Annotated in this window: 19 protein-coding genes; 7 read left to right on the forward strand and 12 right to left on the reverse strand. The window is 63.0% G+C overall.

Annotation, left to right across the window (positions count from 1 at the left end; all coding sequences use genetic code 11):
* Window positions 1-6: 6 nt before the first annotated feature.
* The 5 genes from UW3_RS0105245 to UW3_RS0105265 all read right to left on the reverse strand — a co-directional run bounded on the left by UW3_RS0105245 (window position 7) and on the right by UW3_RS0105265 (window position 5952).
* The gene (locus tag UW3_RS0105245; RefSeq protein ID WP_010221242.1) at window positions 7-819 is read right to left on the reverse strand and encodes a CheR family methyltransferase; all 813 of its coding nucleotides are present in this window, start codon (window positions 817-819) and stop codon (window positions 7-9) included.
* A gap of 287 nt (window positions 820-1106) precedes the next feature.
* Window positions 1107-1586: a glycine zipper domain-containing protein gene (locus UW3_RS0105250; protein WP_026001198.1), complete on the reverse strand. Its 480-nt coding sequence runs from the start codon at window positions 1584-1586 to the stop codon at window positions 1107-1109.
* A 210-nt stretch (window positions 1587-1796) separates the two neighbouring features.
* Complete coding sequence (locus UW3_RS0105255; RefSeq protein ID WP_010221244.1) at window positions 1797-4133, reverse strand: FdhF/YdeP family oxidoreductase; 2337 nt, start codon at window positions 4131-4133, stop codon at window positions 1797-1799.
* Window positions 4130-4969, reverse strand: coding sequence for a formate dehydrogenase accessory sulfurtransferase FdhD (fdhD, locus tag UW3_RS0105260; protein ID WP_010221245.1), 840 nt, complete (start codon window positions 4967-4969; stop codon window positions 4130-4132). The genes UW3_RS0105255 and fdhD overlap by 4 nt, the downstream gene beginning before the upstream one ends.
* A 95-nt stretch (window positions 4970-5064) precedes the next feature.
* Window positions 5065-5952 carry a LysR family transcriptional regulator gene (locus tag UW3_RS0105265; RefSeq protein WP_010221246.1) on the reverse strand — a complete coding sequence of 296 codons (888 nt, stop codon included), beginning with the start codon at window positions 5950-5952 and terminating at the stop codon, window positions 5065-5067.
* A gap of 84 nt (window positions 5953-6036) precedes the next feature.
* On the opposite strand from UW3_RS0105265, the gene lysM reads away from it, so the two are divergent.
* A complete protein-coding gene (lysM, locus tag UW3_RS0105270) occupies window positions 6037-6477 on the forward strand; it encodes a peptidoglycan-binding protein LysM (RefSeq protein ID WP_010221247.1) in 441 nt (146 codons plus the stop codon).
* Here lysM and yrfG read toward each other — a convergent pair whose 3' ends face one another.
* Entirely contained in the window at window positions 6478-7140 is a 663-nt protein-coding gene (yrfG, locus tag UW3_RS0105275) for a GMP/IMP nucleotidase (protein ID WP_010221248.1), read from the reverse strand.
* A 79-nt stretch (window positions 7141-7219) separates the two neighbouring features.
* Here yrfG and nudE point away from each other — a divergent pair, with 79 nt between their 5' ends.
* Window positions 7220-7786, forward strand: coding sequence for an ADP compounds hydrolase NudE (nudE, locus tag UW3_RS0105280; protein ID WP_010221249.1), 567 nt, complete (start codon window positions 7220-7222; stop codon window positions 7784-7786).
* Entirely contained in the window at window positions 7783-8610 is an 828-nt protein-coding gene (gene cysQ, locus UW3_RS0105285) for a 3'(2'),5'-bisphosphate nucleotidase CysQ (RefSeq protein ID WP_010221250.1), read from the forward strand. The genes nudE and cysQ overlap by 4 nt, the downstream gene beginning before the upstream one ends.
* On the opposite strand, the gene UW3_RS0105290 is transcribed toward cysQ, so the two are convergent.
* Genes UW3_RS0105290 through rfbB form a run of 6 tightly spaced genes read right to left on the reverse strand, consistent with a single transcriptional unit; the run spans window position 8599 to window position 15145 of the window.
* Entirely contained in the window at window positions 8599-9054 is a 456-nt protein-coding gene (locus UW3_RS0105290; protein WP_010221251.1) for a YiiD C-terminal domain-containing protein, read from the reverse strand. The genes cysQ and UW3_RS0105290 overlap by 12 nt on opposite strands.
* The gene (locus UW3_RS0105295; protein ID WP_010221252.1) at window positions 9051-10463 is read right to left on the reverse strand and encodes a sigma-54-dependent transcriptional regulator; all 1413 of its coding nucleotides are present in this window, start codon (window positions 10461-10463) and stop codon (window positions 9051-9053) included. The genes UW3_RS0105290 and UW3_RS0105295 overlap by 4 nt, the downstream gene beginning before the upstream one ends.
* A complete protein-coding gene (locus UW3_RS0105300; RefSeq protein WP_010221253.1) occupies window positions 10460-12274 on the reverse strand; it encodes a sensor histidine kinase in 1815 nt (604 codons plus the stop codon). The genes UW3_RS0105295 and UW3_RS0105300 overlap by 4 nt, the downstream gene beginning before the upstream one ends.
* Before the next feature lie 35 nt (window positions 12275-12309).
* Window positions 12310-13182, reverse strand: a complete 873-nt coding sequence (gene rfbD / locus UW3_RS0105305; RefSeq protein ID WP_237716723.1) for a dTDP-4-dehydrorhamnose reductase — start codon at window positions 13180-13182, stop codon at window positions 12310-12312.
* Window positions 13183-13190: 8 nt separating this feature from the next.
* Window positions 13191-14066, reverse strand: coding sequence for a glucose-1-phosphate thymidylyltransferase RfbA (gene rfbA, locus UW3_RS0105310; RefSeq protein WP_010221255.1), 876 nt, complete (start codon window positions 14064-14066; stop codon window positions 13191-13193).
* Window positions 14063-15145, reverse strand: a complete 1083-nt coding sequence (gene rfbB, locus UW3_RS0105315) for a dTDP-glucose 4,6-dehydratase (RefSeq protein ID WP_010221256.1) — start codon at window positions 15143-15145, stop codon at window positions 14063-14065. Before rfbB ends, rfbA begins: the two co-directional genes overlap by 4 nt.
* Before the next feature lie 214 nt (window positions 15146-15359).
* On the opposite strand from rfbB, the gene UW3_RS0105320 reads away from it, so the two are divergent.
* The 4 genes from UW3_RS0105320 to UW3_RS29275 all read left to right on the forward strand — a co-directional run bounded on the left by UW3_RS0105320 (window position 15360) and on the right by UW3_RS29275 (window position 20831).
* Window positions 15360-18269 (forward strand): aminotransferase, encoded by a 2910-nt coding sequence (locus UW3_RS0105320; protein ID WP_010221257.1) that lies wholly within the window; start codon window positions 15360-15362, stop codon window positions 18267-18269.
* A 169-nt stretch (window positions 18270-18438) separates the two neighbouring features.
* Window positions 18439-19317, forward strand: coding sequence for an N-carbamoylputrescine amidase (gene aguB / locus UW3_RS0105325; RefSeq protein ID WP_010221258.1), 879 nt, complete (start codon window positions 18439-18441; stop codon window positions 19315-19317).
* Window positions 19318-19337: 20 nt separating this feature from the next.
* Entirely contained in the window at window positions 19338-20444 is a 1107-nt protein-coding gene (aguA, locus tag UW3_RS0105330; protein ID WP_010221259.1) for an agmatine deiminase, read from the forward strand.
* Window positions 20445-20630: 186 nt separating this feature from the next.
* Complete coding sequence (locus UW3_RS29275) at window positions 20631-20831, forward strand: hypothetical protein (RefSeq protein WP_036995321.1); 201 nt, start codon at window positions 20631-20633, stop codon at window positions 20829-20831.
* Window positions 20832-20844: the final 13 nt, after the last annotated feature.

The raw sequence follows: 20844 nt of genomic DNA on the forward strand, positions 1-20844 counted from the left end.
AGGCCATCATAGGCGTTCGAACACCGATGGCAGGATCGGCCGCAGTGGCAGGTCGAGGCCATGGATGTTCTCGCTATGTCCGATCAGCAGCAGGCCGCCCGGGCGCAGGCAAGCCAGCAAACGTTGAACCACGCGCTGTTTCTCATCCTGACTGAAATAGGTCAGCAGATTGCGCAGAAAAATCCCGTCGAACAGGCCCAGGTCAGCGGGCAGTGGCTGGATCAGGTTGATCTGGCGAAACGTCAACCGCTCCTGCAAGGTGGCCGCCATGCGCATGCGCCCGGCCATCTCGCCGACGCCGCACAGGCAGTAACGTTGCAACCAGCCTTCAGGGAAGTAACGGGCCTGGGAGACGTCGTAGATGCCTTCGGCTGCCTGCTGTAGCAGATGGGGGCTGATGTCGCTGGCCAGCACGCTCCAGTCGTCGTTGACGGCGTGTTCGCTGGCAACCATGGCCAGGCTGTAGGCTTCTTCGCCCGAGGCGCAGGCAGCGCTCCAGAGCCTCAGCGGCCGTGGCATGTCGCGCAGCCATTGGGCAAGGCATTCGAAATGGCGGTGTTCGCGAAAGAAGTAGGTGTCCCGGGCAATCAGCAAGTCGAGTACCTGCTGCTGTTCCTGATGTTGATCGGGCTGCTCGATCAGTTGCAGATACTGTTCGAAGGAGGTCAGTTGCAAATGCCGCAGGCGCTTTCCCAGGCGGGCAGCCACAGCCGCACGGCGGTCGGCGGCGAGGAACACGCCAGAGCGCTGGCTGACCAGGGTGCGAAAGCGCAGGAACTGGGCTTCACTCAGCATCGGAGGGCGGCTGTCGGCTGGCATCTCACACCCCTCGTGCACTGGGCAATCGGGCCGTCTTTGCGTGATAGATGCGCATTCCCTGCGTCCATTGGCTGATTGGGAACGGCCGATGATAGCTACTGGCTATATCCGCCTGAATCGGGGTTGCCCCTAGGTCGCGGGAAGCTGACAAGGAGAAGGGGAAGCAGGGCCTGCCTGGACTGGCCGCAGGATCGGCCTGCAAGGCTTGATCGGTAACGTGCGGGGTGTTGCAGCGATCCCTGCCCGTGAGGGCAGGGACTAGGAGTTTGGCTTAAGCCCGAAATGGCTTAGTCGTGACGCCAGTGCCTTTTGTGCTTGCGGTGCCCGTAGTGATGGCCACGGTCGTAGTAACGACGGTCGTCGTAGCCGCGACGGTAGCGACGGTCATCGCGGTCGTCTTCATCGGCTCTGTTGCCCATGTAGTTACCCAGCGCGCCACCGGCACCACCGCCTGCGGCTGCGCCAATGTAGCTGCCCGTGGTGCCGCCCATGCTGCGGCCTACAACGTTACCGCCGGCTGCGCCCAGGGCACCGCCGATTGCGGCTTCACCACGCTGGCGCTTGTCGGCACCCACGGCACTGCCGGCTGCGCCGCCCAGGCCCGCGCCGATCGCCGAGCCGGTACTGCCGCCGATCGACTGACCGACCACCGAGCCCAGTACCCCACCCAATGCGCCGCCAATACCGGCTTCGGTGGTGCCACCTGCCGAGGCAACGCCGCTGAGCAGGCCAAGAGACAACAACAGAATCGAGGAGTACTTCATCAAGAGAGCCTCATAGGGATGACGCCGCGATCCTGAGGCCGCAGAGGGGGGCTGGCAAACGAAATCCGACGAGTAACACGAGTTGTACACAATTTTCTAAGTTACTGTTTTAACTGTGAAACTTTATTGATTTTCGCTTGTCTGAGCTTACTTGGAACGAGGCCCCGACAGTGATGTCAGGGCCTTTTTTGTGCCTGTTTGCCGCCGATTCTGTCAGAGGATCCGGGCGTTGTCGCTGGCAGGTTGCAGCTTTATCGCAACGAACTTCGAGGTCGGCGTATGGCTGCCATCGCCAACGCTTTCCAGCGGCACCAGCGGGTTCACTTCCGGATAGTAGGCCGCCGCCTGACCGGCCGGGATATCAAAGGCCAGCAACGTGAAGCCCTTGACCCGACGCTCGCGGCCATCACTCCACAGCGAGACGATATCGGCCTTGTCGCCGGGGTGGAAGCCCAGGCGGATGATGTCGGCTTCGTTGACGAACAGTACGTTGCGTTGGCCCTTCACTCCACGGTAACGGTCATCCAGGCCATAGATAGTGGTGTTGTACTGATCGTGGGAACGCATCGACTGCATGATCAGGTCCGGTACCTGGCCGCTGGCGCGCACGCGCTCGTGCAGCAGGTCAGCGGGCAGGGCATTGGCCTTGAAGTTGGCCCGACCGCTGCTGGTCTTCCATTGCCGTTGGCCGGCGCTGTTGCCCAGGTAGAAACCGCCCGGATGCTCCAGGCGCTGGTTGAAGCTCTCAAAGCCTGGGATGGTCTGGTCGATCAGGTCGCGGATCCGTGCGTAATCGGCGATCAGCCAGTTCCAGTCCACCGGTCTGGCGCCGAGGGTGGCATTGGCAATCCCGGCAATCACTGCAGGCTCCGAGCGCATCTGCCGCGACAGCGGCTGCAACTGGCCGTTGGAGGCGTGGACCATGCTGAACGAGTCTTCCACGGTCACGGCCTGCGGGCCTTCGCCCTGCAGGTCGATATCGGTGCGCCCCAGGCACGGCAGAATCAGCGCCTGCTTGCCATGCAGCAGATGGCTACGGTTGAGCTTGGTGCTGATCTGCACGGTCAGCTCGCAGTTGCGCAGGGCCTGGGCGGTACGCTCGGTGTCCGGGGTGGCCTGGGCAAAGTTGCCGCCCAGAGCGATGAACACCTTGGCCTGGCCGTCGGCCATGGCGCGGATCGCTTCGACCGTGTTGTGGCCATTATGGCGCGGCACCTTGAAGCCGAAGCGGCGTTCCAGGGCATCGAGCAGGGCCACTGGTGGCCGCTCGTTGATGCCCATGGTGCGGTCGCCCTGCACGTTGCTATGGCCGCGCACCGGGCACAGGCCGGCGCCGGGTACGCCGAGGTTGCCGCGCAGGAGCATGAGGTTGGCGATTTCCTGGATGGTCGCCACCGAATGGCGATGCTGGGTGATGCCCATGGCCCAGCACATGATGACTTTTTTGGCCTTGCAGTACATGCGCGCGGCGTACTCGATCTCGGCCAGGGTCAGGCCTGATTGTGCGCTGATCTGCTCCCAGGAGGTGGCGTCGACCGCTGCCAGGTAAGCCAGGACGTCCTGGGTGTGCTGGTTGAGAAAATCGTGGTCGAAAATCGCCGGGGCATTGCTGGCCTGGGCTTCGCGCTCCCACTGCAAGAGGAACTTGGCCATGCCGCGCAGTACCGCCATGTCGCCGCCCAGAGCCGGGCGCAAGTAGGCAGTGTTGGTCGGGCGGTCGCCGTTGGTGAGCATCTCCAGCGGGTGCTGCGGGTGCTGGAAGCGCTCCAGGCCGCGTTCCTTGAGCGGGTTGATGCACACCACCTGGGCACCGCGCTTGACCGCTTCACGCAGCGGTTCGAGCATGCGCGGGTGGTTGGTGCCGGGGTTCTGGCCCCAGACGAAGATCGCATCGGCATGCTCGAAATCGTCGAACGTCACCGTGCCCTTGCCAACCCCGACACTCTGCCCCAGGGCCACGCCACTGGCTTCGTGGCACATGTTCGAGCAGTCCGGGAAGTTGTTGGTGCCATAGGCACGGACGAACAGCTGATACAGGTAGGCCGCTTCGTTGCTGGCCCGGCCAGAGGTATAGAACTCAGCCTGGTCGGGGCTTTCAAGCTGTTGCAGGTGCTTGGCGATCAGGGCAAAGGCACTGTCCCAGTCGATGGGTGTGTAGCGGTCGGTACTGGCGTCGTAGACCATCGGTTCGGTCAGCCGGCCCTGGTATTCGAGCCAGTAGTCGCTCTGGGCCAGTAACGAGGTGACGCTGTGGCGGGCGAAGAATGGCGCATCGACCCGGCGTTTGGTCGCTTCCCAGTTCACTGCTTTGGCGCCGTTCTCGCAGAACTTGACCATGCCGCTTTCCGGCGAGTCGCCCCAGGCGCAGCCGGGACAGTCGAAACCGCCGTTCTGGTTGGTCTTGAGCAGCGCGCGAATGTTCTTCAGGGCGTTGTCGCTGCCGATCCAGGCCTGGGCCACGCTGCGCAGTGCGCCCCAGCCGCCAGCAGCACCGTTGTAGGGTTTATAGCGAGGGACAGGCTTCTGATCGGCTTGGTGATGCAGGCTCACGTTCTGTTCTCCCGCACGGGGCTGAACACCCGTGGCGCGCTGTGTTTGGGCAGGTGAATAAGGTTGAGGTTGTGCCGCCGCGCCCACTGCAGGGCGAGGCCGGTGGGCGAGGACAGGCTGACCAGGGTCTGGATGCCGGCGCGTAGTACTTTCTGGATCAGCTCCAGGCTGCAGCGGCTGGTAACGATTGCCAGGCCGCCGTCGAGGCTCAGGTGCTGGCGGACCAAGGCGCCGATCAGCTTGTCGAGGGCGTTGTGCCGGCCGATGTCTTCGCGACCCAGGAGGATTTCCCCCTGATTGTTCATGAACAATGCCGCATGTACCGCACCGCAGTGCTGGCCCAGGGGCTGGAAGGCATCCATGCGCTGGCGCAGGCCCGCGAGCCATTGCGCAGGTGGCAGCGGCGCGCCCGGCAACACGGCAAGGTCGGGCAGGGCCTGCTCCACCGCTTCCACGCCGCACAGGCCGCAGCCGCTGGTGCCGGCCAGTTGCCGGCGCTGGGTCTTGAGGTTCCAGAAGGCGCGGTTGGCGATCTCGACGTCGGCGTGTATGGCCGAACCAGTGCTGGTGAACTTGACGTCGTAGATCTCATTGGCCGAAGCAATGATGCCGCTGCCGATGCTGAAACCGACGATAAAGTCTTCGAGGTCGGTGGGGCTGACCAGCATCACTGCCTGGCTGATACCGTTGTAGGCAATCGCCAGGGCGACTTCTTCGGCCAGTGCAGTGTGCGCCTGGCTGTCGTCGGTAAGGTGGCAGTAGTCGTAGGTATTGCTGGCCGCGGGCGCAGTCACAAGCGGGGTGGACGCCGCACAGGCCGGGGGTTTTGTGCTCATCAGCAGAGGTACCGGCGGCTGTTCAGCTTTAAGCCTAGGCTTGCGCTCGGGTATCGTCTAATCGCTAATGCTGATGCCTTGATAGACGGCGTCGATCAACCCTCGCCTTGCAGCGCTTGATATTGTGCCAGGCACACCTCGGCCAGGGCCGAGCGTGGCGCCGTGCGGCGCATGATCAGGCCCAGTGGCGCCAGGGTGCAGGCCTGTTCGATCGGTTGCAGGCGCAGCCGTTCGGTGAGCACTTCCAGGCCGGCCGCCAACGGCATGATGGCACAACACAGGCCTCCGCTGACGGCCTGGGCCAACTGATGGACGGCATCGGTCTGCAGCAACAGCTGCGGTGTCAGGCCACGGCTGTGGAAGTTGTGGTCGATCGACTGGCGAAAATGCATGCCGGCGGTAAGCAACCCCAGCGGCAGTTCGGTCAGCTGTTGCCAGCTTAGGGGGTGGTCGTCGAAGCAGAAATGATCTGGATCATATAAAAGCCCCATGCGCGTCTCGCCCAGCGGCAGCGACTGGAAGCGTTCATGATCGAGGCGATCCAGGTACGACACGCCCAGGTCCAGCTGGTTGCTGGTCAGCTGTTCGAGGATCTGCTCGGAGCTCAGGGCGCTGAGTTCAAAGCGCAGTTCCGGATGCTGCTGGTGCATGCGCCGCAGCAGCGGCAGGGGATCGAAGCTCGACAGCGGTACCACGCCCAGGCGCAAGGTGCCGACCAAGTGGCCGCGACAAGCGGCAGCTTCGGCATTCAGGCCGTCGTAGGCGGCGATTACCGAGCGGGCCCAGGCCAGTACCCGTTCGCCCTGGGCGGTAAAGCCCTCGAAGCGCTGGCCGCGATTGACCAGGGCGAGGTCCAGTTCCTGTTCGAGATTGCGCAGGCGCATCGACAGGGTTGGCTGGGTCACGTGGCAGCGCGCGGCGGCTTGGCCGAAGTGGCGGGTTTCATCCAGGGCGATGAGGAATTTGAGTTGTTTGATGTCCATCGTCGCTCCACGGCGCAAAGCAGGCGAAGCATTCTAACCTGTCCTAGACTCCAGGCTCCGAGATTCATCACCAAGGAGAGCGGCATGAGCATTTTCAGTTTCGTCAAAGAAGCAGGCGAGAAACTCATCGACCTGTTGACCCCGGGTAATGCCAATGCCAGCGAGCAGTTGAAGGCGCATGTGGCGAAGGTCGGGCTGGGTAACCCGAACGTTCAGGCCACCGTCGACGGTGACAAGGTTACCCTGACTGGCGAAGTCAGCAGCCAGGAAGAGAAAGAGAAGATCCTGCTGGCGGTGGGCAACATTGCCGGTGTGGCTTCGGTGGATGATCAGATCACCGTCACCGGCCCGGTTGTGGCTGCAGCCCGTTTTGTCGTGGTGAAGAAAGGCGACACCCTCAGTGCCATCTCGTTGGCGGTGTACGGCAATGCCAACCTGTACAACAAGATTTTCGACGCCAACAAGCCGCTGCTCAGTCACCCGGACAAAATCTACCCGGGCCAGACCCTGCGCATTCCCGAGTAATCACAACCCTTCGAGCAACGCCCGGTAGTCTTCCACCGCAGCGAACTCTTCGGTATCCCGAGGCCCTTTGCGGCTGTCCGGCTGGCGCACCGCAAGCAGGTGCGCCACGCCGAAGTCGCGGGCACTGCGCAGGATCGACAAGGTGTCGTCGATAAACAGGCTGCGTTGCGGGCTGAAGCCGATATCGGCCTCAAGGGCGCTCCAGAACTGTGGGTTCTCCTTGGGGTAGCCGTAGTCATGGGAGCTGATCAGGCGCTCGAAGTAGGGTGCCAGCTCCACCCGTTCCAGTTTCAACGACAGCGAATCGCGATGGGCGTTGGTGATCAGGATTACCCGCTTGCCGGCCTGCTTGATCGCCTGCAGGAACGTATCGGCATCTGGACGCAAGGCGATCAGGTGGGCGGTCTCAAGCTTGAGCTCGCGCACCGAGAAGTTCAGCTCGCGGCTCCAGAAGTCCAGGCAGTACCAGTTCAGCGAGCCGGCGTGTTGCTCGAACAATGGCTGCAATTCAAGCTCGGCCATGGCCCGGCTGATGCCGTGCAGCTCGGCGTAGCGCTGCGGCAGTTGCTCGAGCCAGAAGTGGTTGTCGAAGTGCAGGTCGAGCAGGGTGCCGTCCATGTCCAGCAGGACGGTATCGATGGTGGACCAGGCTAAAACGGGCATATGAAATTCTCGAACAGTCAGGAGGCAGCGGCCGGGCAAGCCACGGTATAGTAACCCGTTCACGCCAAGGAGCCGCCCCATGCGCCAGAAACCCACCGTCCTCTCTCGCGAGATCGTCGCCAGCAGCCGCCTGTTCCGCGTCGAAGCCGTGCAGCTGCGCTTCGCCAACGGTGCTGAGCGCACTTACGAACGCCTGGTCGGGCGCGGTAACGGTTATGGCGCGGTGATGGTCGTGGCGATGCTCGATGCCGAGCATGCGCTGCTGGTGGAAGAGTACTGCGGCGGTACTGACGAGTATGAACTGTCATTGCCCAAGGGCTTGATCGAGCCGGGTGAAGACGTGCTGGCGGCGGCTGACCGGGAGCTCAAGGAAGAAGCCGGGTATGGCGCCCGTCAGCTTGAGCACCTGACCGAGCTGTCGCTTTCGCCTGGCTACATGAGCCAGAAGATTCAGGTAGTGCTGGCCACCGACCTCTACGAGGAGCGCCTGGAAGGCGACGAGCCGGAGCCGATGCGCGTCGACAAGATCAACCTGCGCGAGCTGTCGGCCCTGGCCCAGCATCCGCAGTTTTCCGAAGGCCGGGCCTTGGCGGCGCTGTACCTGGTGCGTGATTTGCTGAGCCAGCGTGGGGTATTCCCGGTATGAGCGACATTGCCCTGATGCAGCAGGTGGTGGAACTGGCCCGCCAGGCGGGCAAGGCGATCCTGCCGTACTGGCGCGCCGACGTGGCGGTGACGGCCAAGGCCGATGAGTCGCCGGTCACTGCAGCCGACCTGGCGGCCCATGAGGTCATTGCCCAAGGCCTGCGCGTGCTGGCCCCGGAAATCCCGGTGCTGTCTGAAGAAGACTGCAACATCCCCCTGAGTGAACGGCAAGGCTGGCAGCGCTGGTGGCTGGTCGATCCGCTGGATGGCACCAAGGAATTCATCGCCGGCACTGAAGAGTTCACTGTCAACATCGCCCTGATCGAGCAGGGGCGGGTGGTGTTTGGCGTAGTGGCAATTCCCACCAATGGCCGCTGTTATTACGGTGGCAAAGGCCTTGGCGCCTGGCTCGAAGCAGCCGCCGGTGTACCTGAAGTCATCAACGTGCGCACGGCACCGCCTGCGGGTGAGCGCTTTACCGTGGTCGCCAGCCGGCGTCATTCGAGCCCGCAACAGGAAGCCTTGCTGGCGGGCTTGAGCCTGGCCGTGGGGGAGCTGGAGCTGGCCAATATCGGCAGCTCGCTGAAATTCTGCCTGTTGGCCGAAGGTGCGGCCGATTGCTACCCGCGTCTGGCCCCCACTTCGCAGTGGGATACCGCTGCGGCGCAAGGGGTGTTGGAAGGCGCCGGCGGTGAAGTGCTCGGCCTCGATGGCCAGGCCTTCGTCTACCCGCCGCGCGATTCCTTGCTCAACCCGTTCTTCCTGGCCTTGCCAGCTGCCGCGCCGTGGCGCGACAAGCTGTTGCAGCAAGCCCTAGCGGTGTAGCACGTACTGACCGCTGAACTGCACGGCAGCCTCGCTGCTGCCGGCATTGCTGACCTGGGTGTGCAGGTTCAGGCGCGCCCGGCCACGGCGCTGATAGGTGGCGATGAAGCGCGCCCAGACTTTCTCGTCCGGCGCTGCGCAGGTGGCGATGGCCGCGCCAGTGACCGGCAGCGGATAGCTGATCTGGCCTTCGTGGATGACGATATGGCCGTCATCGATCCCCGCTTCACGCAACCTCAGGTGCAACCAGCCCCAGCCGACCAGCACCGCGGCGCAGTACAGGCTGCCGCCGAACATGGTGCTCTTGTGATTGACGTTGGCCTCCAGCGGCAGCTGCAGGCGCAGGCAATGCTGCTGCCAGTCGAGGACCTGCAGGCCCATCTGGCGGGTCAGCGGGATGTCACTGTGCAGCACTGATTCAAGGTAATGGCTGTCCGCGCTCATGAACGGTTGTCCTCCAGGTCATCGCTGTTTTGGTGACTGTCGGCGAAGCTCAGGCCGTGTTTGCGCAGCTTGTCGTGCAGCGTCTTGCGCGGGATACCGAGGGCTTCGGCCAGGCTGCGCAGGGAGCTGTGCGAGCGTGCCAGTTCGGCGGCGATCAGCGAGCGTTCGAACTGCTCGACTTGTTCGCTGAGGTTAGCGCTGCCAGTGCTTGGCGTGGGATCGTCGGCGGCTGGCGGCACGTCACCGTCCAGCGCCAGTTCAAGGCCCAGGGCGAAGCGCTCGGCGGCGTTTTGCAGCTCGCGCACGTTACCCGGCCATTCATGGCGCAGCAGCAGCGCCCGGTGCGTCGGTTGCAGCGGGGGCACCGGCAGGCCATGGCGCTCGCCGGCGGCTTCGGCAAAGTGCTGGAACAGCACCAGAATGTCTTCGCCACGCTCGCGCAGTGGCGGAATGCGCAGCGGTGCAACGTTCAGGCGGTAGTACAGGTCGGCACGAAAGCGCCCCTGGTCGGCGGCCTGGCGCAGGTCTTCCTTGGTCGCAGCGATGATGCGGATATCCAGCGGGATCAGCTGGTTGCCGCCCAGGCGTTCGACGACCCGCTCCTGCAACAGGCGCAGCAGTTTGACCTGTACATCCAGGCTCATGCTTTCGATTTCATCGAGGAACAGCGTACCGCCATTGGCGAATTCGAACTTGCCGATACGGCGCTTCTGCGCTCCGGTGAACGCCCCCGGCTCGTGGCCGAACAGCTCGCTTTCGACTACCGATTCGGCCAGGGCGCCGGCATTGATTGCCACGAACGGGCCATCACGGCGGCTCGACAAATCGTGCAGGGCGCGAGCGACAACTTCTTTGCCGGCGCCCGTCTCGCCAAGGATCAGTACGTCGGCGCGGGTGCCGGCCAAGGCACCGATCTGCTCGCGCAGGCGCAGCATCGGTGCCGAGTGGCCGACCAGGCGCGTGCTCAGCTCCTGGCGATCGCTCAGGGCCAGGCGCAGGCTGCGGTTGTCCAACACCAGGCGGCGCAGGGCCAGGGCACGACGCACACTGTCGAGCAGCGCATCGCTGGCGAAGGGTTTTTCCAGAAAATCATAGGCCCCGGCGCGCATGGCCTGCACGGCCAGCGGCACGTCGCCATGGCCGGTGATCAGCAGCACCGGCAGTTCCGGGTCCTGGGTGTGAAGCTGCTGCAGCAGCTCCAGGCCGTCGATACCGGGCATGCGGATATCGCTGACCACCACGCCCGGCCAGTCGCGCTCGATTCGCCCGGCCAGGCCCTGGGCGTCGGTCAGCGGCAGGATCTTCAGCCCGGCAAGGTCGAGGGTCTGGCTCAGGGCCTGGCGCAGGTGCGGGTCGTCGTCGACCAGAATCACCTGCGTGCGGCTGTCGATGAGCGGCTCGGTCGTCATGCCGATGGGTCCTCCGAAGTAGGTAGTGTAGCGCCGGGCTTGGCGATGCGTAGCTGCAGGGTGAGCAGGGCACCGCCTTCAGGGTGGTTGCCCAGCAGCAGCTCGCCGCCCAGTGCACGCATCAAGGTATCGCAGATCGCCAAGCCAAGGCCAAGGCCCTGGGTGCGCGTCTTGGTGGTGAAAAACGGCTCGCGGGCGCGGGCCAGGGCCTGGCTGGTAAAGCCCGGCCCGTTGTCGCGAATGTACAGGTAGACGTTGCCATCGCGCTGTTCGGCACTGAGCCACAGCTTGCGCGGGTTGGCCTTTTCGGTCAGGGCGTCGAGGGCATTGGCCAGCAGGTTGCCGAGCACCTGGCGCAGGCGGGTTTCGCCGGCCTGCACCCACAGGGTGGCCTCGGGCAGGTCGCGCACCAGCTCCACGGCCATGGCTCGGCGGCGCTTGGCCAGCAGCGCCAGGGCATCGTCCAAGGCCGGCTGCAGGGCTACGCTCTCTGGGGCATGGCGGTCGCGGCGGGCGAAGGCGCGCAGGTGGGCGATGATCGAGGCCATACGCCCGGTCAGCTCGCTGATCAGCTTGAGGTTGCTGCGGGCATCGTCGGTGCGCTGGTGGTCGAGCAGGATCTCGGCGTTTTCGGCATAGCTGCGGATCGCCGCCAGCGGCTGGTTGAGTTCGTGGCTGATGCTCGCCGACATGGTGCCCAGCACCGATAGCTTGCCGGCCTGCACCAGTTCGTCCTGAGCGCGTACCAGCTCCTGCTGGGCCTGTTCACGTTCCAGTACTTCCTCCTTCAGGCGGCTGTTGAGGCCTTCGAGGTCGGCGGTACGTTCGATCACCCGTTTTTCCAGTTCCTGGCGGCCATGGGCCTCGAAGTCGATGCGGTCCATGTAATGCCGGCGGCGCTGCATGATCAGCCCTAGCAGCAGCATCAGCACCAGCAAGGTGGCACCGCCAATGGCAACCACGGTGCGTACCGAGCGGTCGATCAGGGTGCGCGGAGCGAGGATGCTGACCTGCCAGCCGGTTTCCTCGATGGCCTGGGTCTGGGTCAGCCAGGCCTTGGGGTCGAGGGTCAGCGGCTTGGGCGACTGGGTCGGGTAGGGTTGGATGGCGACAATGGCTGCGCGTTCGGCATCGGTCAGGGGCCGGGTGGCACGGAAACGCCAGTCGGGACGCGACGTGAGGATCACCACGCCGTTGTGGTCGGTCAGCAGCAGCTGTTCCGGGGTCTTGCCCCAGAGGGTTTCGGTATGGTCAAGGTCAACCTTGACCACCAGCGCGCCGATCACCCGGTCGCGGTCGCGCACGGCGGCGGCGAAAAAGTAGCCGCGCTTGGCCGAGGTGGTGCCCTGGCCGAAGAAGCGTCCCAGACGCCCGGCGATGGCTTCGCTGAAATATGGGCGAAAGGCGAAATTGCGACCGACGAAACTGTCGTGTTTGTCCCAGTTGGAGGCGGCCAGGGTATTGCCGTTGGCGTCCATCAGGTACATGACTTCGGCGCCGGTCTGGGTGGCGATGTCCTTGAGCAGACGGTTGGCGTTGGTCAGGGTTTCCAGGCGCAGCGGGTCGGCCAGCACTGCGCGCAATGCCGGCAGGTCACCGAGGATCTGCGGCAGGGTCTCGTAGCGGTGCAGGGTACCGAGCAGGTTGGCCACGTAGAGATCGAGGGTCTGGCGGTTCTGCCCGGCCAGTTCGTCTTGGTAATAGCGCTCGGCAAGATGCTGCAACGGCCATAGCAATGGGGCCAGGCACACTGCGAGTATGGCCAGGCTGCGCCAGCGAGGGCGGCGGGGAACGGGTGGGGTCATGGTCATCGCAACTGCGCCAGAATGATCTGGCGCATTATGCGCTACTTCAGGCAGTCGATCAGTGCCTGCTGCCAGTGCGGTTGGCTGACCTGCCACTCGCGTTGCAGGCGACTGCAATCGAGGCGCGAGTTCAGCGGGCGGCGGGCCGGGGTCGGGTAATCGCTGGAAGGAATCGGTAGCAACTCGGCACAAGGCAGGCCCTGGGCCTTGAGTTGCTCGCCGATGGCCTGGGCGAAACCGAACCAGGATGTCTCGCCTTGGGCGGTCAGGTGATAGGTGCCCCAGGCACCGGCCTGGCCAGCCTGCCAGCGCTCGATCAGGGCACGGGTGCTGATGGCGATGGTGCCGGCCCAGGTCGGCGCGCCGATCTGGTCGGCGACGATGCGCAACTCTGGCTTTTCCTGCAGCAGGCGCTGCATGGTCAGCAGAAAGTTGCTCCCGTGCCGTGAATACACCCAGCTGGTGCGCAGGATCAGGTGCTGGCCGCCGACTGCGGCAATCGCCTGCTCGCCGGCGAGTTTGCTGCGCCCGTAGACGCCGAGCGGGTTGGGCTCGTCATCTTCGGTGTAGGGGCTGTCCTTGCTACCATCGAACACATAGTCGGTGGAGTAGTGGATCAGCGGGATACCGAGCTTCGCGGCTTCTTCGGCAAAGATACCCGGTGCCCGGGCATTGATTGCGAAGGCCAGTTCCGGTTCGCTCTCGGCCTTGTCGACTGCGGTATGGGCCGCGGCGTTGATGATCAGGTCGGGTTTGAGCGTCTGTACGCGTTCACGAATGCCTTCGGGGTTGGCCAGGTCGAGCTGGTCACGACCCAGCACATGCAACTGCGCCAGGTCGCCCAGGCGCTGTTGCAGTTCCCGGGATACCTGGCCGTGTTGGCCGCTGATGAGGATGTTCAAAGCGTTGTTCACGCCTGACGTCATTGGTGGTCTCCGGCAAGCGTGAACAGGTATTGTCCATACCCGGTCTTGCCAAACGCCTGGGCGCGCTCAAGCAATTGTTCACGGTTGATCCAGCCATGTTCAAAAGCAATTTCTTCCAGGCAGGCGACTTTCAGTCCTTGCCGGTGCTCGATGGTCTGCACATATTGTGAGGCTTCCAGCAAGCTGTCGTGAGTTCCGGTATCCAGCCAGGCGAAGCCGCGGCCGAAACGCTCGACTCGCAGGTCGCCGCGTTGCAGGTAGGCATTGTTGATGTCAGTGATCTCAAGCTCGCCACGTGGCGAAGGCTTGACGTTCTTGGCGATGTTCACCACATCGTTATCGTAGAAGTACAGGCCGGTAACTGCGTAGTGGGACTTGGGTTTGGCCGGCTTCTCTTCGATGGACAGTGCACGGCCATCCTGGTCGAAGTCGACAACGCCGAAGCGCTCAGGATCCTTGACCCAATAGCCGAATACGGTAGCGCCGGAGGGCTGTTTGATGGCGCGCAGCAGTTGTTCGCTGAAACCCTGGCCATGGAAAATATTGTCGCCCAGGATCAGGCAGACCGAATCGTCGCCGATGAATTCTTCGCCGATAAGGAACGCCTGTGCCAGGCCATCCGGAGACGGCTGTTCGGCATAGCTGAGCTCGATACCGAACTGGCTGCCGTCACCCAGCAGCTGCTTGTACTGCGGCAGATCCTGTGGGGTGGAGATCAGCAGGATTTCGCGTATGCCGGCAAGCATCAATACCGAGATCGGGTAATAGATCATCGGTTTGTCGTAGATCGGCAATAGCTGTTTGGAAACACCCAGGGTAATAGGATGCAGACGGGTGCCGGAGCCGCCCGCCAGGACAATACCTTTGGTCATGCAATCAGATCCTTGAATTCGCTGGCGCCCAGGCGCTGGCCTTGATAACTGCCGTCCTGGACCCGCTGGCACCACTCCAGGTTGTCCAGGTACCACTGTACGGTCTTGCGCAGGCCGGTCTCGAAGGTCTCTTCAGGGACCCAGCCCAGTTCACGTTCGATTTTGCTGGCGTCGATCGCATAACGCTGATCATGGCCAGGGCGATCCTGAACGTAGGTGATCAGGTCGGCATAGTTGGCAATGCCCGCCGGACGTTGCGGCGCCAGTTCTTCGAGCAGTGCGCAAATGCCGCGGACCACATCGATGTTCTTCTGTTCGTTATGCCCGCCAATGTTGTAGGTCTCGCCCACCTTGCCTTCGGTCACTACCTTGAACAGGGCGCGGGCGTGGTCCTCGACGAACAACCAGTCACGCACCTGCAGGCCGTTGCCATACACAGGCAGCGGTTTGCCAGCCAGAGCATTGAGGATTACCAGCGGAATGAGTTTTTCCGGGAAGTGGAACGGCCCGTAGTTGTTCGAGCAGTTGGTCACCAGTACCGGCAGACCGTAGGTGCGTTGCCAGGCCCGGACCAGATGGTCGGACGCGGCCTTGCTTGCCGAGTACGGCGAACTTGGCGCGTAAGGCGTGGTTTCGGTGAACAGGTCATCGACGCCATGCAGGTCGCCATACACTTCGTCGGTGGAAATGTGATGGAAGCGGAATGCCGCGCGCTCATCGGCCGGCAGGGTCAACCAGTAGGCGCGGGTGGCCTCCAGCAGGCTGTAGGTGCCGACGATATTGGTGTGGATAAAGTCCGAAGGACCGTCGATCGAACGGTCAACATGCGACTCCGCGGCCAGGTGCATGATTGCGTGGGGTTTGAAGCGCTCAAGCACGCCGCTGACGATTGCCTGATCGGCAATATCGGCCTGCACGAACTCGTAGCGGGTATTGGTCGCGATGCTGGTCAGCGACTCCAGGTTACCGGCATAGGTCAGTTTGTCCAGGTTGAGTACTTCGTGCTCGGTATTGTTGATCAGGTGACGCACCAGCGCCGAACCGATGAAGCCGGCCCCGCCGGTGATGAGAATTCGCATGTCGGACTGCCTTTCTTCCGTAACTGACATTGAAAATTAAAGGACATAGCTTGTGGCCAGGGGGAGACAGGCGCAAGCAAAAAGCGCCGAGCTGTGCCTTTCCCTTGAGATGCTCGAGGCAGCAGAGCAATTCTGCTGCGATTTTAGCCGTTATTCTTGCCAACTGGCACAAGCAGTGGCGATATAGGCAACAAAAAAATGAGGTCCCCAGCCCATGTCGCTCAGTACCCTGATCCATCGCTCCAGTCAGCCATGCCCTGAAGTCAGTGAACAGCAGGCCGCTTGCCTGTTGCAGGAGCATTTCGGCCTCAGCGGCGCATTACAAGCGCTGGGCAGTCAGCAGGACCTGAATTTTCGCCTGGACGCCCCCCAGGGGCGCTATGTGCTGAAAATCTGCCATGGTGATTACGCCATGGCCGAACTGCAGGCCCAGCACAGCGCCCTGGGTTACCTGCGCGATCAAGGGCTACGGGTGCCCGCCGTGCTGGCATCGCGAACGGGCGAGCAACTGCTGGCAGTAGAGGTGGGTGGTCAAGCTTTGCGCGTGCGCGTGCTCGACTATATAGACGGTAATTCGCTGACCCGAATCAAGCACATGGAGCCACGCCTGGTGGCGGAGCTTGGCCGTCTTTGCGCGCGAGTCGACCGAGCCCTGGCCGATTTCACCCACCCAGGGCTCGAACGTACCCTGCAATGGGACCCACGCCACGCCCAGGCATTGATCGAGCATCTGTTGCCGGTGCTGGCTGAAAGCCCGTATCAAGCGCGGATAAGCGCTGCCGCACAGCAGGCCAGGGTGCGTCTGCAACCGTTGGTCGACCAATTGCCGCTGCAGGCGGTGCACCTGGACATTACCGATGACAACGCCGTCTGGGCGCGGGATGAGCAGCGGCAGTGGCAGCTGCAAGGGGTGATTGATTTTGGCGACCTGATGCACACCTGGCGCATCGCTGATCTCTCGGTGACTTGCGCGGCATTGCTGCACCATGCCGAGGGTGACCCCTTGCGGATACTGCCGGCGATCGAGGCCTACCATGCGCTCAACCCGCTGACCACAGCCGAACTCCAGGCCTTGTGGCCGCTAGTGGTAGCCCGGGCCGCGGTGTTGGTGCTGAGCGGTGAACAACAGCTGAGTGTCGACCCTGGTAACAGTTACAGCCGCGACAACCTGGCCCATGAGTGGGAGATCTTCGATGTCGCCACCAGCGTGCCCTTCGAGCTGATGGAGGCGGCGATCCTGCAAGTGACCGGGCATGAATTGCCCGCGCGGGTGCTGGAAGATTTCACGCCGCTGTTGCCACCCTCGGTCGCAGCACAGGTGGTAGGGGTGGATCTTGGCGTGCTCAGCGAGCATTACCAGGCAGGGAACTGGGAGCAGCCGGGCATCGATCAGCGCTTGCTGGCCCAGCAGGCTGGCGATTCAGGCGCGGCCTGCACCTTGTACGGGCAGTACCGGTTGTCGCAGACCCACATCGATAACCCCGCGGAGCCGGCAACCTTCGCCCTGAATGTTGAGGTGCACCTGCCCGTAGCCACGGCGCTCAAGGCGCCCTGGGCCGGTACCTGGCACCAGTACGGCGAAGACAGCGGTTGCCTTGCGGGCAATGAATGCAACTTGTGGCTGCATGGGCTGAGCCAGGCGCCAGCCGCGGGGCAGGTGATAGCCCAGGGGCAGTCACTGGGCGCCAGTGCCGCACTGTTGAAGGTTCAGCTGTGCCGGGTTGCCGGGCTGTACCCGCCGGCCTTTGTCGTGCCTTCGCGGGCTCGGGCCTGGCAAGCAGTGTGCCCCTCGCCACAGGCCATCCTCGGTGTTGCCTGCAACGCCGAACCGCTGGTCGATGCCCAGGCTTTGCTGGCCCGGCGCGATGCCAGTTTCGCCCGCTCGCAGAAGCACTACTACCAGCAGCCGCCGCATATCGAGCGCGGCTGGCGCAACTACCTGTTCGACATGCAGGGGCGGGCTTACCTGGACATGCTCAACAACGTTGCAGTTCTTGGTCACGGGCATCCGCGCATGGTTGCCGAGTCGGCGCGGCAATGGTCGCTGCTCAATACCAACTCGCGCTTTCACTATGCGGCCATCGCCGAATTTTCCGAACGCTTGCTGGCCCTGGCGCCGAGCGGCATGGACCGGGTGTTTCTGGTCAACAGCGGTACCGAGGCCAACGACCTGGCGATTCGCCTGGCCTGGGCCTACAGCGGTGGGCGCGACTTGTTGAGTGTGCTCGAGGCCTATCACGGCTGGTCGGTGGCTACCGATGCGATTTCCACTTCCATCGCTGACAATCCCCAGGCCCTGAGCACCCGGCCGGAATGGGTTCATCCGGTGATTGCCCCCAACACCTATCGCGGTGCCTTCCGTGGCGCCGCAAGCACCGCCGATTATTTGCGTGATGTCGATGCCAAGCTCGACGCACTGGCTGCCGAGCAACGGCAGCTGGCCGGCTTCATCTGTGAGCCGGTGTACGGCAATGCCGGCGGCATCTCGCTGCCGCCGGGTTACCTGCAACAAGTCTATGCCAAGGTACGGGCAGCGGGCGGCGTGTGCATTGCCGATGAAGTGCAGGTCGGCTATGGCCGGCTGGGTACCTGGTTCTGGGGTTTCGAAGAACAGGGGGTTGTGCCGGACATCATCACCATGGCCAAGGGCATGGGTAACGGTCAGCCATTGGGTGCGGTGATCACCCGCCGGGAGATTGCCGAAGCGCTGGAGGCCGAAGGCTATTTCTTCTCCTCCGCCGGTGGCAGCCCGGTCAGTTGCCGCATTGGCATGGCCGTGCTCGATGTCATGGAAGAAGAGGGGTTGTGGGACAACGCCCGGGAAGTCGGCGGCTACTTCAAGTCACGGCTGCAGCAGTTAGTCGATAAACATCCGCTGGCGGGTGCCGTGCACGGTTCCGGCTTTTACCTGGGGCTGGAGCTGGTGCGTGATCGCCAGACCCTGGAGCCTGCCAGTGCCGAGACCACCCTCCTGTGCAACCGCCTGCGCGACCTGGGCATCTTCATGCAGCCCACAGGCGATTACCTGAACATCCTCAAGATCAAGCCGCCGATGTGCACCACCCGGGCAAGCGTGGACTACTTCGTCGACAGCATCGACCGGGTGTTGTCAGAAGACCTGTAACGCCTGAGCTAAAGCCGGTAGTTCGATTGTTATCGGATTAACCGGCTTTTTATTGGCTTTGTTTTTTAAGATGCCTCTTTTAAAGTCGATATTTATCGGATATAAAAGCCTCCATCATCACCGTGATGGCCTGGCCTAGTCGGTCCAGCCACCTGTCGAGGAGGAGTAAATGAGCCGCACCGTTACTGTTGCCGCCACCCAGATGGCCTGCTCCTGGGACCGCCAGGGCAACCTGGAAAGCGCCGAGCGGCTGGTCCGTGAAGCGGCCGCCAAGGGCGCGCAGATCATCCTGATCCAGGAGCTGTTCGAAACCCCGTACTTCTGCCAGAAGCCCAACCCGGACTATCTGCAGTTGGCCACGCCGGTTGAGGCCAATGCCGCCATCGGCCATTTCCAGAAGCTCGCCAAAGAGCTGCAGGTGGTGCTGCCGATCAGCTTCTACGAGCTGGCCGGGCGTGCGCGATTCAACAGCATCGCGATCATCGATGCCGATGGCAGCAACCTGGGCGTGTACCGTAAAACCCACATTCCGGACGGCCCCGGCTACCACGAAAAGTACTACTTCAACCCGGGCGACACCGGCTTCAAGGTCTGGCAGACCCGTTACGCGAAAATCGGCGTAGGCATCTGCTGGGACCAGTGGTTCCCCGAGTGCGCACGCAGCATGGCCCTGCTCGGTGCCGAGCTGCTGTTCTACCCGACGGCTATCGGTAGCGAACCGCACGACAACACCATCTCCTCGCGCGACCACTGGCAGCGTGTACAGCAAGGTCATGCCGGCGCCAACCTGATGCCGCTGATCGCCAGCAACCGCATCGGCCGCGAAGAGCAGGACGGCTACGACATCACCTTCTACGGCTCCTCTTTCATTGCCGACCAGTTCGGCGAGAAGGTCCAGGCGCTGAACGAGACCGAGGAGGGTGTGCTGGTGCATACTTTCGACCTCGACAAACTTGAGCACACCCGCAGTGCCTGGGGCACTTTCCGAGACCGTCGTCCGACGCTGTACGGCCCGGTGAAGACCCTCGACGGCGCGCTGCAATCCTGATAGTTCAGCAAGGATCATCTATGAAAACTCTCACCAGTACCCCGCGCGCCGACGGCTTCCACATGCCCGCCGAGTGGGCGCCACAAACCCAGGTCTGGATGGTCTGGCCCGAGCGCCCGGACAACTGGCGCCTGGGCGGCAAGCCGGTGCAGGCTGCCCATGTGACGCTGGCCAAGGCCATCGCCCGTTTCGAGCCGGTGACCGTCGCCGTCTCCGCCGCCCAGTACGACAACGCTCGCGCCCGGCTCGACCTGCCGAACATCCGCGTGGTGGAAATCAGCAACGACGATGCCTGGGTGCGTGATACCGGGCCGACTTTCGTCATCAATGACAGCGGCGAAGTGCGTGGCGTCGACTGGGGCTTCAATGCCTGGGGCGGCTTCGAGGGCGGCCTGTACTCGCCATGGAATCGTGACGAGCAACTGGCCAGCAAGGTGCTGGAGATGGAGCGCTGCCAGCGCTACCACACCGAAGGTTTCGTACTCGAAGGTGGCTCGATTCACGTTGACGGTGAAGGCACGCTGATCACCACCGAGGAATGCCTGCTCAACCACAACCGTAACCCGCACCTGAACCGCGAGCAGATCGAAGCGATCCTGCGTGATCACCTGGCAGTGGACACCATCATCTGGCTGCCCGATGGCCTGTACAACGACGAGACCGACGGCCACGTCGACAACTTCTGTTGTTACGTTCGCCCAGGTGAAGTGTTACTGGCCTGGACCGATGATCCGCAAGACCCCAACTACGCACGCTGCCATGGTGCACTCGAGGTGTTGGAGAACAGCCGTGACGCCAAAGGTCGCGCCTTTACCGTGCACAAGATGCCGATTCCGGGGCCGCTGTTCGCCAGCGAAGAAGAGTGCGCCGGGGTCGATCCGGTGGCCGGCAGCCAGGAGCGCAACCCGTCGGTACGCCTGGCCGGCTCGTACGTCAACTTCCTGATCGTCAACGGTGGCATCATCGCCCCAAGCTTCGACGACCCGGCAGATGCTGAGGCTAGAGCGATTCTGGCGCGGGTGTTCCCCGATCACGAAGTGGTCATGATCCCTGGACGCGAGATGCTTCTGGGGGGCGGCAACATTCATTGCCTGACCCAGCAGCAACCGGCTCCCGCCAAAGGCTGAAGTGCAGCAAGCAAAGAGCCCGTCGATTGACGGGCTTTTTTTTATCCGCGGACGACGATCGGCATAGCTTTTTGGCACACCTCTTGTATTTGTTTTGCATTGTATTTCAAACAGATAGGGCTCCTCAGTTCTGTCACAAAGTTTGAGTAGGTTAGCCGCTCACGGCCCCAGGGAGTACGTGTCGAAATGAATGCAGCAAGTGAGCCGGCTTCGCCCCCATCAGCGGTGAATCACGAGTCCCTCCAGCGCGTGGCGCAGTGGTTGAAACACAATGGAGCAAACCGGGTCAGGAAGGCCGATCAGCGTCGCTCGTTGCTGGCGCGTTATCCGGCAGGCCTGCTTACTGAAGCAGAGCTGGAAGCGCTGCTGGGTGATGGCAGCCGCTAGGTGGTTCGGCAGC

It is taken from the genome of Pseudomonas donghuensis (genome assembly GCF_000259195.1).
Classification (GTDB): Bacteria; Pseudomonadota; Gammaproteobacteria; order Pseudomonadales; family Pseudomonadaceae; genus Aquipseudomonas; species Aquipseudomonas donghuensis.